This is a genomic window from Rheinheimera texasensis DSM 17496 (assembly GCF_000711985.1).
In the GTDB taxonomy this organism is placed as follows: domain Bacteria; phylum Pseudomonadota; class Gammaproteobacteria; order Enterobacterales; family Alteromonadaceae; genus Pararheinheimera; species Pararheinheimera texasensis.
Genome location: NZ_KL544005.1, coordinates 882,347 through 895,969, shown reverse-complemented (window position 1 = coordinate 895,969; position 13,623 = coordinate 882,347). Strand labels below are relative to the sequence as shown.

10 protein-coding genes are annotated in these 13,623 nt (G+C 56.5%); 9 read left to right on the top strand and 1 reads right to left on the bottom strand.

The features are described from left to right. The first annotated feature begins 2 nt into the window (after nucleotides 1-2). The 6 genes from kdpB to Q399_RS0114425 all read left to right on the top strand — a co-directional run bounded on the left by kdpB (nucleotide 3) and on the right by Q399_RS0114425 (nucleotide 7,767). On the top strand, nucleotides 3-2,060 hold the full coding sequence (gene kdpB / locus Q399_RS0114455) for a potassium-transporting ATPase subunit KdpB (protein ID WP_031569597.1): 2,058 nt from the start codon (nucleotides 3-5) through the stop codon (nucleotides 2,058-2,060). A 1-nt stretch (nucleotide 2,061) separates the two neighbouring features. Further along, nucleotides 2,062-2,721 carry a potassium-transporting ATPase subunit KdpC gene (gene kdpC, locus Q399_RS0114450; protein WP_031569595.1) on the top strand — a complete coding sequence of 220 codons (660 nt, stop codon included), beginning with the start codon at nucleotides 2,062-2,064 and terminating at the stop codon, nucleotides 2,719-2,721. Between the two features lie 157 nt (nucleotides 2,722-2,878). Next, entirely contained in the window at nucleotides 2,879-3,625 is a 747-nt protein-coding gene (locus Q399_RS0114440) for a TorF family putative porin (RefSeq protein ID WP_051686020.1), read from the top strand. 11 nt (nucleotides 3,626-3,636) lie between these two features. After that, nucleotides 3,637-6,354, top strand: coding sequence for a sensor histidine kinase (locus tag Q399_RS0114435; protein ID WP_051686019.1), 2,718 nt, complete (start codon nucleotides 3,637-3,639; stop codon nucleotides 6,352-6,354). After that, nucleotides 6,351-7,028 carry a response regulator gene (locus Q399_RS0114430; RefSeq protein ID WP_031569591.1) on the top strand — a complete coding sequence of 226 codons (678 nt, stop codon included), beginning with the start codon at nucleotides 6,351-6,353 and terminating at the stop codon, nucleotides 7,026-7,028. The genes Q399_RS0114435 and Q399_RS0114430 overlap by 4 nt, the downstream gene beginning before the upstream one ends. Nucleotides 7,029-7,155: 127 nt before the next feature. After that, a complete protein-coding gene (locus tag Q399_RS0114425) occupies nucleotides 7,156-7,767 on the top strand; it encodes a DUF642 domain-containing protein (protein ID WP_031569589.1) in 612 nt (203 codons plus the stop codon). Between the two features lie 64 nt (nucleotides 7,768-7,831). Here the strand turns inward: Q399_RS0114425 and Q399_RS0114420 are convergent, their stop codons facing one another. Then, entirely contained in the window at nucleotides 7,832-8,485 is a 654-nt protein-coding gene (locus Q399_RS0114420; RefSeq protein ID WP_031569587.1) for a cupin domain-containing protein, read from the bottom strand. Nucleotides 8,486-8,664: 179 nt separating this feature from the next. Here Q399_RS0114420 and Q399_RS21685 point away from each other — a divergent pair, with 179 nt between their 5' ends. From Q399_RS21685 to Q399_RS0114405, 3 genes are read left to right on the top strand one after another with little or no spacing between them, the layout of a single operon-like run. Further along, entirely contained in the window at nucleotides 8,665-9,300 is a 636-nt protein-coding gene (locus tag Q399_RS21685) for a TetR/AcrR family transcriptional regulator (RefSeq protein ID WP_051686018.1), read from the top strand. Nucleotides 9,301-9,349: 49 nt separating this feature from the next. After that, nucleotides 9,350-10,450: an efflux RND transporter periplasmic adaptor subunit gene (locus tag Q399_RS0114410; RefSeq protein WP_051686017.1), complete on the top strand. Its 1,101-nt coding sequence runs from the start codon at nucleotides 9,350-9,352 to the stop codon at nucleotides 10,448-10,450. Further along, nucleotides 10,447-13,554, top strand: coding sequence for an efflux RND transporter permease subunit (locus tag Q399_RS0114405; protein ID WP_031569582.1), 3,108 nt, complete (start codon nucleotides 10,447-10,449; stop codon nucleotides 13,552-13,554). Before Q399_RS0114410 ends, Q399_RS0114405 begins: the two co-directional genes overlap by 4 nt. Nucleotides 13,555-13,623 lie beyond the last annotated feature (69 nt).

Here is a 13,623-nt window from a genome sequence, read left to right as displayed (position 1 = left end):
TGATGAATCATTCAATGCAGATCAGTGCCGGTGCAGTGCGCACCGCCAGTCTGGATGCGTGGCGCAAACTGGCGCCGATGCAGGCCATCAAAAGCCCGGTGATGTTTGTGGTCTGGGTTGGCACCTTGTGGTCATTTGCCATGACCGTTCAACGGCTGTTGCAAGACCAGCCCTATGGCTTTGCCTTGTGTTGCAGCCTGATTTTGTTATTTACCGTCTGGTTTGCCAATTTCGCCGAAGCCATTGCTGAAGCACGGGGCCGCGACCAGGCTGCGAGCTTAAAAGCGACGCGGCGCGATTTAACTGCGACTTTGCGCAACAAAGCCGGGCAACTCACACAGGTCAACGCCAGCACTTTGAAACAAGGTGATGTGGTGGTGGTGGAACCCGGCCAGCTGATCCCGGCGGACGGCGAAATAGTGCAAGGCGTGGCCTCGATCAATGAGTCGGCGCTGACCGGTGAATCGGCGCCGGTACTGCGTGAGGCTGGCACTGATCACTCTGGCGTGATCGCCGGCACCAAGCTGCTCAGTGGCCGCATTGAAGTGCAGGTCACAGCCGAATCCGGTCATAGTTTCTTAGACAAAATGATCCGGCTGGTGGAAGGCACACAGCGGCAAAAAACACCAAACGAACTGGCACTGACCGTGCTGCTGGCGGCGCTGACGCTGGTGTTTTTGCTGGCGGTGGCCACTTTGCCTTCGATGGCTGAATTTGTTGGCATTAAGCTCGACCCGCTGCTGCTGATTGCGCTGCTGGTGTGTTTAATCCCAACCACTATTGCCGGGCTGTTGCCTGCCATTGGTATTGCCGGCATGAACCGCGCTTTAGCCGCTAATCTGATCGCCAAGTCGGGCAAAGCAGTGGAAGTGGCCGGTGATATCGACACTTTGTTATTGGATAAAACCGGCACTATCACTTTCGGTGACCGCCAGGCCACGGCATTTCTGCCTTTACCTGGGGTTACCCAGACGGAGCTGGTACGGGTTGCGGTACTAAGTTCACTGCAGGACCCGACGCCGGAAGGCAAATCAGTGGTGAAACTGGCACGTGAACTTGGTGATATCACTGAGTTGCCGCAGGCTGCTGAGTTTGTGCCTTTTAGTGCGGAAACCCGTTTGTCTGGTTTGCGTCTCCCCGCAGAAGGTGCGGATTCAGGTCAAGGCTTTGCTTCCTCTTATATCAGCTCTTTTGCTTATAAAGGCGCCAGCGATGCCATCTGCCGTTTCGCGTTGAGCCAGGGGCTTGCGGTACCGCAGGCGCTGGAAGGGATCGTCAGCAAAGTCGCGCAACAAGGTGCCACGCCGCTGGTGGTGGTGTCAGCCAAACGGATCCTGGGCGTGATCCAGCTATCCGACGTGATTAAACCCGGTGTGGCGGAGCGTTTTGCCAAACTGCGGGCACTCGGTGTGCGCACTGTGATGGTGACCGGCGACAATCCAATCACTGCTGGTGCAATCGCAGCGGTGGCCGGTGTTGATGATTTTGTCGCTGAAGCGCGGCCGGAAGACAAGCTGGCGCTGATCCGGGCCGAGCAGGCCAAAGGCCACCTAGTGGCGATGGTGGGCGACGGCACTAACGACGCGCCGGCCTTAGCACAGGCCGACGTGGGCCTGGCGATGAATTCAGGCACACAGGCCGCCAAAGATGCCGGCAATATGGTGGATTTGGATTCAGATCCAACCAAACTGCTGGCTGTGGTCGAAGTGGGTAAACAGTTACTGATCACCCGCGGCGCTTTGACGACGTTTTCGCTCGCCAATGATGTCGCCAAGTACTTCGTCATCATTCCGGCAGTGTTTGCCGCGTCTATGCCTGGTATTGGTTTGCTGAACCTGATGCAGTTGCCAGACCCGCAAATCGCGGTGATTTCAGCGCTGATTTTTAACGCTGTGATTATTCCGCTCCTAATCCCGCTGGCACTGAAAGGCGTGAAAATTCGCGCCATCAGCGCAGAAAACTTGCTGCGCAATAACCTGCTGATCTACGGCCTGGGCGGCCTGCTGCTGCCTTTTGTCGCGATCAAACTGATTGACCTTGGCCTGAACTGGATGCTCTGAAATGAACCTGAATTCTGCTTTTACTCAACCTATGTCTGCCCCCGCCGCTGCCCCTACCGTTGAGAATGCGCCTGTACAGCAGCATGCCTTATGGTTACCGGCGTTACGTTTCAGTCTGGTCGGGCTGGTGTTCTGTGGCGCGGTGTATTCCGGCGGTGTCACGCTGTTGAATCAGCTGCTGTTTCCGGCGCAATCAAACGGCAGTTTGATTCAGGCCACTGACGGCAAAGTGCTGGGCTCTGTCCTGGTCGCCCAGCCGTTTAGCGCTGAGCGTTATTTTCATGGCCGGCCAAGCGCGGTGAATTCCGACCCGATGAATACCGCCGGTTCGAATCTCGCGCCATCAAATCCGGTGCTGCGGGAACGGGTAGCGGCAGACAGCGCGCGTTTAGCGGCTTTGTATCAGGTTAATCCTGAGAGCTTGCCGCTGGATTTACTGGCCAGTTCCGGCTCTGGCGTCGACCCGCATATCAGCCCGGCGGCGGCACAACTGCAGGTTGAGCGTGTCGCCAAGGCCCGCGGCTGCGCCACAACAACGGTCACTGCGCTGGTGGCGCAGCAAACTCAGGCGCCGCAATGGGGTGTGCTGGGTGAGCCCCGGGTTGCGGTGTTGCCACTGAATCTGTCGCTGGATCAGGCCTGTCCGGTGCAAGCGCCATAACGGCGCGATTTGTCACCGGCTGCTTGTTGTTGTGTTTTGCTGTGATTTAACGGGATAGCAGCAGCTGTGTGGCCGTCAACTGACATTGTTGTCAAAACAGTGACTGCGGGTTGGCCACGCAGTTTTTTCCCCGTAATGACTGTGTTGAAGGATCTTTATGAAAGCTTTATCTCGTGCCGTGTTTGGTTTCGGTAAAATTTGTGCATTAGCGGCGTTATTGGGCAATGGCGCACAGGCGGCGCCAGCGGCTTCGACCTGGCAAAGCAGCGGCAATCTGACTTATATCTCGGATTATTTGTTCCGCGGCATTTCGCAGACCAATGAAGGCATGGCGCTGCAGGGCAGCCTGACGCTGGCCAATACCGACGGCTGGTATGTCAGCAGCTGGGCCTCCAATATCCGCTTTGGCGAGGGCAGTCTGGAACTGGACCTGCTGGCCGGGCGCAAATGGGCGCTGAATGATGAGATGACTCTGGACTTAGGGGTGATGCAATACCGCTATCCGAACGGTCACAACAGCGTCAATGGTTTTAATTATTGGGAAGCCTACAGCAAGCTTGTCTTGGGTGGCTGGACCTTTGGTCTGGCGTTGACGGACAACTATTTTGCCAGCGGCGTCGGCAAATTTGGTTATCTGAGCGCGGACTGGCAGCAGGCGCTGACTGACAATGTGCAGCTGCAGGCCCATGCCGGCCTGAACCGGTTTGCATCGGCTACTGAGTTCAGTACTTTCCTTGGCAGCGCAACAGCAGCCCGTAGTTATCTGGACTGGAGCCTGATGGTGCAGGCGCAGTGGCTGCAGCTGGACTGGGCGATTGGCGTGGCCGGCACTGATATATCTGCGACAGCCTGCCCGGCTTTGTGTGACGAGCGTGTGCTGTTGCGGTTAAGCCGTAATTTTTAAGGAAGTAACAGATGAACCCGACCCGCAATGCTTCCGCTGCTGCGCAGCCAGGCTCGCAAACAGATCCACGCAGCCAGCAGGCGGATGCGCTGTTAAAGTCACTGCAACCCAGTGGCGGCAAGCTGAAGATTTTTCTCGGCGCATCGCCCGGCGTTGGCAAAACCTGCGCCATGCTGGAAGCGGCACGCGAGCGGATGCAGCAAGGGGTGGATGTCCTGGTCGGGTTGATTGAAACTCACGGCCGCAGTCACACGGCGGCTTTACTTGATGACTTCACGCTGTTACCGCGGCGTGAAGTGCAGTATCAGACACAGCTGCTGACGGAGTTTGACCTCGATGCGGCGCTGTCGCGAAAGCCAAAACTGATTCTGGTCGACGAGCTGGCGCACACCAATATTCCCGGTAGCCGGCACAAGCGGCGTTATCAGGATATCGCCGAATTGCTGGCGGCCGGCATCGATGTTTATACCACGATGAATATCCAGCATGTCGCCAGCCTCAACGATCTGGTGTTGCAGGTCAGTGGTGTGCGGGTGCGTGAAACTGTGCCGGACCAGTTTATCGACAGCGCGCGGCAGCTGGTATTTGTCGATTTGGAACCGGCGCATTTATTGGAGCGGCTGGCGCAGGGCAAAGTCTATCTCGGCGAATTCGCCGAGCAGGCGCAGCAGCAGTTTTTCCAGCTAGAAACCTTAACCGCGCTGCGGGAAATGGCGATCAAGCTGGTGATGCACCATGTCGACAGCCAGCTGAAAACCGAACAGCAAGCCAAAGCTACATGTCAGGACTACACCATCGCTGACAAATTGTTGGTACTGATCTCAAGCCGGCGCGACCACGAATACTTAATTCGTATTGGCCGGCGCGTGGCGGAAAAACGCCAGGTGCCCTGGGTGGTGGTTTGGGTCGACACCGGTGCCATGCAATATCAGGCACAGCAACAACGGCTGCAGGCCGCTTTTGCCTTAGCGCGGGAACTCGGTGCCAGCACCGATGTGCTGCGCGGCCCTTCAACTTTGCAAACCATCGGGCCTTATATCACCGAGCAGCGCATCAATGCGGTGTTGGTTGGTGCCGGTACGCCGCGCTGGTGGCAGCCATGGCGCCAACCTTTGTATCAGCAGCTGGTCAACAGCGGCTTGCCGCTGGAAGTGTCGGTATATCGGGCCGATGCGCAAGGCAGTGCTGAATTACCAATGCCCACCAGCCCTTTTGGTCAGACCGCCGGTTATGGCGTGGGCCTGCTGTTGATGGCGCTCGCCAGCAGTGTCGCTATTCTGCTGCACCGGGTTTTGGATAACGACAATCTGGTGCTGATTTATGTATTGGCGGTGGTGGCTTGTGGCCTGAAATACGGCGCGCGGCCGGCGATTTTCACTGCGGTTTTATCGTTTTTCAGCTTTAACTTTTTCCTGACTGCACCTTATTTCAGTTTTAACGTCAACAAAAGCGACGACATCGCCACGCTGATTTTTCTGCTGGTGATTGGCATGATTTGCGGGCCCGCCGCGTCGAAAATCCGTCAGCAGCTTTTGCTGCTGAAGGCTGCCAATCGTTATTCCGAATTTCAACGCGATTTTGCCGCCAGGCTCACCGTGGTGCATCAGACCGATGAACTGGCGCAGGTGCTGGCGGCGCAGCTTAGCAGCGCACTGCAGGCTCCGGTGCATCTGGCATTGCCGGCGGAAAATCAGTGGCTGTTGCTGCCGGCGCCGCAAACGCCGTTGTTGCCGATTGACGGTGCGGTGCTGGACTGGTGCGCGCAGCATCAGGCGATAGCCGGGCGTTTTAGCGAAACCCTGACCGCCAGTGTCTGGAGTGCGTTCCCGCTGCGGGTGCAGCAACGCACGGTGGCTGTCCTGCTGGTGCGCTTTGCGCCGGAAATGGCCGTGCTGCGGCCAGACGATGAACGTCTTATTACCAGTTTGCTGCAACAGGCCGGCTCGGTGTGGCAACGCATTAGTTTGAGCGCCGAGCTGGAAAGCTCGCGCGTGAAAGCCGAAATGGAGCAGCTGCGCTCGGCGCTGTTAAGCTCAGTGTCGCATGACTTACGCTCGCCGTTGTCGGCGATGATGGGCTCGGCGGAAAGCCTGCTGGTGCTGGAACAACAGCTGAGTGCGGCCGATCGGCACGAACTGCTGCAGACTATCCTCAGTGAAAGCCAGCGGCTGGACCGTTATATTCAGAATTTACTCGACATGACCCGGCTTGGGCATGGTCAGCTGAAGCTGGAGCGCGATTGGGTGTCGGTCAATGACATCCTGGCCAGTGCGCGGCAGCGATTAAAACGCTTTTTTCCGCAGCAAAGTTTGATTTGCCAGGTCAGCGCCGACTTACCGCCGCTGTTTGTCCATGCGGCGTTGCTGGAACAGGCGCTGTTTAATATTCTGGAAAATGCCGCGCGTTATAGCCCGCCCGGCGCGCCTGTGGTGGTGACAGCGGAACTTAGAACCGGTCCGGAGCGGCATTATTGCCATATCGAGATTGAAGACGAAGGCCCCGGTATCGCCGCAGACTTACGCGAAAAAGTCTTTGATATGTTTTACGTGGTGGCCGACGGCGACAGCAAACGCCACAATACCGGCATGGGGCTGGCGATTTGCCGCGGCATGATTGGCGCACACGGTGGGACTGTTGAAGCCCACGCCGCTAAATCCGGCCAGGGCTCCTGTTTTGTTGTCGAGTTGCCGCTGCCTGCACAGCAGCAGGCCAGTGAGGAGATGGTGTGAAGGCAAAAGTGCTGGTGGTTGACGACGAAATGCAAATTCGCAAGATGCTGCGCATTGCGCTGAAGAGTGTGGGCTATGAAGTCGTTGAAGCGGACAGTGTCGAGTCTGGTCTTGCCGCCGCCGTGCGCCAGCAACCGGATTTATTGGTGCTGGATTTAGGCCTGCCCGACGGTGATGGCAGTGACCTGTTGGCAGAGCTGCGCAGTTTCAGCAAAGTGCCGGTTATCGTGTTATCTGTACGTTCCGGCGATCGCGACAAAATTCAGGCGCTTGATTTGGGCGCACAGGATTTTGTCACGAAGCCATTCAGTGTCGAAGAATTATTGGCACGGGTGCGGGCGCAACTGCGTGACCGCCAGTTGCAAACCACATCGCCGCTATTAACCGACGGTCATCTGAGCATCGACTTAGCGCTGCGTCAGGTGCAGGTCGCCGGGCAGCCGGTAGAGCTCACGCCCAAAGAATATGCCGTGCTGGCCGCCTTAGCGCAGCAAGTGCACAAAGTGGTACTGCAAAAACAGCTGTTAGAACAAATCTGGGGCCCGAGCCACGGCGAGGATACGCATTATTTACGCATTGTTGTCAGTCACTTACGGCAAAAACTCGGCGACGACCCGACCGCACCACATTACTTGAAAACCGAAGCTGGCGTGGGTTATCGCTTATGTCTGTAATTGCCTTGGCAGCTTAAAAAACAATCAGGTCAATGGCTTATGAAAAGGTTAAAAAACATACTGGTCAGACCTAAAGCAAACTGGTAGCATGCGCGCCTCATTCAGGTTGTACAGAGGACTGTGTTGTATGAAATGGGCTGCAATTTCTGCGTTATTTTTGGCACTGGCTGGTACTTCAGCGCAGGCATCTGTGATCACTAACGGCAATTTTGAAGACAATGTGATTGGCAACAACAGCTGGCGCTGGTTCATTGCGGATCAGGTCAATGGCTGGGATGGCAGCAATCTGGAGATCTGGCGTGGTTATGCCGGTGTTGAGGCATACAGCGGCCAGCAGTTTATCGAGTTAAATGCCCACGGCAATAACAACGGTGACTGGTCAATTTTCCAAACCTTTAATACCGTCAGCGGTGCGCGCTATCAGCTGAGTTTTGCTTACCGTGCCCGCGCCAACAGCAATGAAACTTTCAGTGTCAGTGTGGCAGATTTGAACCAAACCCTGACTGACCATATCACTGGTGAGTGGCGTCTGTTCACCGGTTATTTCACGGCAGGCAATACCAGCAGTTTGCTGCGGTTTACCTCTGGCACTGCGGGCACTGTCGGTAATTTTATTGATGATGTACAAATCACTGAATTGCCGCCGCAGATCAGCAGCAATTCAGTGCCGACAGGCCCAACAGGTGCATTGCTGGCTATCGCAGCCGCCGCGTTGTTCTGGCGCCGCCGCAAGGCCTGACTTTCGTAAAAAAAGCCGCAGCACAGACTGCGGCTTTTTTGTCTCTGCTTTCGGATATTCCATATCAGAGCAACGGCAAATGACCGGTTTTCACCAGAATGACGGTTTCTTCACGGACAAAAGGCGTGTGCTGACTCTGATGCGGGCTGCGCAGCCAGCTTAGCGCCGGATATTCACCGAACTCATCACAAAAAGTGCCGCTTAACACCAGAATTTCCTCGCCACCAAAATGGCGGTGCGGCAGAAACACTTCGCCGGCCGGCCAGCGCACCAGCGCGGTATGTTCACCTTCAAAGCTATGCAAAGGCATCACCTGTAAACCGCCATGGCCGGGCAGCCATTCGGCATTGCTGGTATCTATCCGCACTGTGGCCTGATCGGCCGGCGCGAACTGATGCAGTTTGACAAACAAAGTACAGCCATCGCGGCTAAAAGGCGCGTGCTCGCTACCGGGCGGATTACGCAGATAACTGCCGGGGCCATAATCGCCGGATGCATCACTGAACACGCCATCCAACACCAGAATTTCTTCACCGCCCGGATGGGCATGTGCTTTAAAACTAGAGCCTGTCGCATAACAAACTATGCTCGTGGCATGACCGGATTCTTCGCCGCCGCGTGACAATGGTTTACGTAGTACACCCTGCATCGGGCTTGGTAGCCACGGCTGCGTGGCGGTATTGATCACCACGCGTTCGGCAAAATTCATATTCAGCATAGACGGCTCCGCTTTGACTCATCTGCGGCTGATTGTACAGCACTCGATTCCACTCAGATCAATTCAGCTATTGAGCCACAAATAAACACTAAAACCTGAAACATTTTCAGATTTAACTTGTGTTTAATTTTTCTACTGCGGTAAAATCTGAAAAATATTCAGATTTAGGGGGGTTCCTGATGGACCAATCCCACAACAACCCAGTACGGGCGCCGCAGCAACAGCGCAGTAAACAGCGCGCGGACCAAATTCTCGCTGCGGCGCGCGCCATCATTTTGCAAAAAGGCTGTGCCAATCTGACTATCAGTGAAATTGCTGAAGTAGCCGGTGTGACACCGGGTTCTATGTATCAATACTACCGTAACAAAGCGGCGATAGTGTTGGCGCTGGGGCAGTATTACGTCGAGCTGTTCCAGCAGCAGCTGGCAACGGTTTTCGCTGTGCCTGTGACCAGTCGTGAGCAGCTGGCTGACCTCTTTTTGCAGGTGCTGGAACAACACTACCAAATGTTTCGTGACGACCCGGTGGTGCGCGATGTCTGGGCTGGTACTGCGACCGACAAAGATATGCAGAATCTGGAGCAGCAGGATAATGAACGCCATCTGCAGTTTTTTTGCACTGTGGCCGCGCCGTTTTTTCCGGCTTCCGCCACAGCTGAACTCTATCGCACGCTGAATTTGCTGCTGCATTTTGGCGTCGCCGCGTCGCGGCTGGCGCTGGAACAGGATGAGCGTGAAGGCCGCGCCACCCTGGATGCGGCGAAAAAAATGCTGGGGCAGAACTGGCAACAATTCTGCCGCAACTACACTGTTTAGGTTTGCCAACATCTACCGCCAACTATCAATACCATCATCTGGAGCGCTTATGCCTGCTTTCCCCGCTGTTTCCCGTCAACTGGCCGCCTGCTGTGTGCTCGCGACTGTTGCTTTACTGAGCGCTTGTTCTGACGCGCCCACAGCGCCGGCTGAAACTGTCCGTCCGGTCAAAACTATTGTGGTCAGTGCCGGCACCGGTGCAGAGAAACTGGTGCAAACCGGTGAGATTCGACCTTCGGAAGAAACCAGCCTCGGTTTTCGCATCGATGGCCGTATTGTCAAACGGCTGGTTGATGTTGGCGCAGTAGTCAAAGCCGGCGATGTGTTGGCAACGCTGGACCCCAGCGACAGCGAAAACCAGCTCAAGGCCGCCAAAGCGCAGCTCGACAGTGCGGTGACGGCGGAAAAACTGGCGTTGTCGAACTTCAAACGGCTTAAGCAATTGGCTCCGGGCGGTGCTGTGTCGGCGGCGCAGCTAGAACAGGCCGAGTCAGATCATGAAGCCAGCCTGTCAGCGCGTAAAAGTGCTGAAGCTAACGTTACCAGTGCACAGGACCGGTTGAATTTTACCGCGCTGACCGCAACCAGCGACGGCGTGGTGTCAGCGGTGACGGCCAATCCGGGCCAAGTGGTCAGCGCCGGACAGGAAGTGGTGCGGCTGGCGGCGTTGGCCGGGCGCGATGCAGTATTTGATGTGTCAGAAAGTCTGGTTAACAGCAAAGTTGACCATCCAACAGTGTTAGTGACTTTGTTGTCCGACCCGAGCATTCAGGCGCAAGGCCGCATCCGTGATGTCAGCCCGGTGGCTGACCCTGTGACGCGGACCATCCGGGTGCGGGTCACACTGGAGCAGCCGCCGGCGGCCTTTGGTTTTGGCGCCATAGTGCAGGGCAGTATCGACAAACCGGCGTCGGACCAGCTGATGGTGCCGGCCAGCGCCATGACCCGCGACGGCTCAGAGCCTGCGGTCTATGTGGTCGACCCGGCCACCTCACAGCTGCAGCTGAAAAAGGTCAGTGTCAGCCGCTATTCCGACACTGAAGTTTTTATCAGCGCCGGATTAGTTGCCGGTGAGCAGGTGGTCGTAGCCGGCGTCGGCAAATTGCGGCCAGGCCTTGTAGTGAGCTTGTTGCCGGAGCCAAAAGCATGAGTTCAGCCCCTCAAACTGCCGGTAGCACCGGCTTTAACCTCTCAAGCTGGGCGCTGGCCAATCAGCAGTTAGTGGCGTTTTTGCTGCTGGTAGTGATGGCCTGCGGTGTGCTGAGCTATGACCGGTTGCCACGCAACGAAGACCCGGCGTTTACTATTAAAACTGCTGTAGTTTCAGCGGGTTGGCCCGGCGCGACCGTGCTGGATACAATGAATCTGGTTACAGAACCGATCGAGAAAAAGCTGCAGGAAATTCCATACCTGGATTTTGTCGAAAGCTACACCAAAAGTGGCGAAGCCGTGGTGTTTTTAGCGCTTAGGGATGACACGCCGCCGGAAATGGTGCCGGATATCTGGTACAAAGTGCGGAAAAAAATGCAGGATCTGGCGCCGAGTTTGCCCGCAGGGGTGTCGACACCGGGCGTCAATGATGAGTTTGACGACACCTTCGGTACTATCTTTGGTTTTGTCGCTGACGGCTTTAGCCCGCGTGAATTGCGCGAATATGTTGAAGATATGCGCACCGCGCTGATGCAGGTACCAAATGTCGGCAAAATTGACATTTTAGGTGTGGAAGAAGAGCAAATCGTCGTCGAATTTTCACCCCGCCGCATGGCCGGCCTGGGGCTGGACCCGGCGCAGGTGATGCAAAGTATTCAGGCGCAAAATGCCGTGACACCCACAGGAGTCGTGCGCACCGACAAAGAACGCATCAGTCTCCGGGTCAGCGGCGCTTTTACTTCTGAGCAAAGCATTCGTGATATCACATTGCGCCTGGGCGATCGTTTTATTGCTTTGTCGGACATTGCCACAGTGTCGCGCCAACTGGCAGAACCGCCGGTGCCGCTGTTTAAAGTCAATGGCGACAAGGCGCTTGGCCTGGCGATTTCGATGGCGCCAACCGGCAATATGCTGGAATTTGGTCAGGCTATCCGCGCCAGAATGGCAGCGCTTGCGGCAGATTTACCGCATGGTATTGAGCTGCATGTGGTGGCTGACCAATCTGCCGTCGTCAAAGAAGCCGTCGGCGGTTTCCTCAAAGTATTAATTGAAGCCATTGTCATTGTACTGGCGGTGTCTTTTGTCTCGCTTGGCACCCGCGCCGGTTTAGTGGTTGCGGTGTCAGTACCGGTGGTACTGGCGATGACTTTTGTTGGCATGGAGCTGGCGGATATCGGCTTGCAGCGTATTTCGCTCGGCGCTTTGATTATTGCGCTCGGGCTGTTGGTGGACGATGCGATGATAACGGTCGAGGCGATGGTCTCCAGGCTGGAAGCCGGCTGGGATTTACGCCGCGCTGCGACTTATGCCTATGAAACCACAGCCTTTCCGATGCTAACCGGCACCCTGGTGATGATCGCCGGTTTTATTCCGGTCGGCTTTGCCTCGTCCAGTGCCGGCGAATATTGTTTCTCGTTGTTTATGGTAGTGCTGATTGCGCTGATGAGTTCCTGGATTGTCGCAGTGCTGTTTTCGCCACTGTTAGGCGTCTGGCTGCTTAAAGCCACGCCGGGCGCGGCCCATCCGGCACCGGGCCGTTTTATGCTGGCCTATGACCGGCTACTGGCGCAGGCGCTGGCGCATCGTGGCAAAAGTATCGCGCTGGCATTGGGCGTTTTTGCGCTGGCAGTGGTTGGTTCGGGCCAGTTGCAGGAAGAGTTTTTCCCGGCCTCAGACCGGCCTGAGCTGCTGGTCAGCATCAACCTGCCGCAAAACAGTGCACAGGCCGAAACTGCTCGCCGGACGGCGCAAATTGAGCAGATGCTCAAAGCCGATCCGGATGTCAGCTATTTCTCCAGTTACATCGGCTCCGGCGCCATCCGCTTTTATCTGCCGATGGACGTGCTGTTAAGCCATGAACATGTGGCGCAAATTGTGGTGGTTACCAAAGGTCTGGCCGAGCGCGACGCAGTGCGTCAGCGCCTCGATACACTGGTGCAGCAGCAATTCAGTGATTTAGTGGTGCGGGTGTCGCCGCTGGAATTAGGGCCGCCGGTCGGCTGGCCGCTGAAATACCGCGTGATGGGACCGGACATTGATGTGGTGCGGGCGCAGGCGCTGGCGCTGAGTGGCATTATTGGGCAAAACGCCAACACACGCGATGTCAATATGACCGCCGGCGAGCCGGAGCGCACTGTGCTGGTCGAGGTCAATCAGACCGAAGCCCGCGCCGCCGGTTTTAGTTCAGAAGACGTGGCGTCGGCGCTGGCGACCATTTTTTCTGGCCAGACCTTAACCTCGGTGCGCGACGGCAAACGGCTGGTCAATGTGGTGGTGCGCGGGCAAAGCAATGAACGCGAGGACTTAGCCACAGTGGCGAACTTACAGATCCGCACTGCTGATGGCCGTGCTGTGCCGCTGCGGCAGATCGCCAAAGTCAGTTATGGCCTCGCTGATCCGATGGTGTGGCGTCGCCAGCGCCAGGCCTTTATCACAGTGCAGGCCGATATCGCTCCCGGCATGACCGCACAAGGTGTGGTGAATAGCCTGGCGACGGACGTCGCGGCGTTCAGCGCCAAACTGCCGGCCGGTTATCAGCTGGAAGTGGGCGGCGCGGCGGCGGAGTCGGAAAAGGGCAATGCGTCGATTTTTGCTGTGTTGCCGGTGACGATGCTGGTGATGCTGGTGCTGTTGATGATCCAGCTCAAGCGCATTTCGCGCACTGTGCTGGCCTTTATCACGGCGCCTTTTGGCCTGATTGGGATTGTGCTTGCGATGTTACCAACCGGCACGCCGATGGGTTTTGTCGCGTTGCTCGGTTGTATTGCGCTCGCCGGTATGATTATCCGCAATGCGGTGATCCTGATCAGCGAAGTGGATACCAATGTCGAACAAGGTATGGCGCGCGATGAGGCCATTATGGCGGCAACGCGCCATCGCGCCCGGCCGATTCTACTGACCGCAGCCGCAGCGATTTTGGGCATGATCCCGATTGCCACTCAGGTGTTCTGGGGGCCGATGGCCTACGCCATTATTGGTGGTTTGTTTGCCGCGACTATCCTGACGTTGACGGTATTGCCTTGTGCGCTGAGTTTATTGATGCAGCGGGAAAGCAAAATCAGACCCGGCACTGAGACAGCTGCAACAGGCGCTGTAGGTTTGTGATCTGGTCAGCGCGCTGAAAACGTTGGTTGGTTGCCCGGTCAGCGCGGATGTTGAACCGTGGTAAAAATT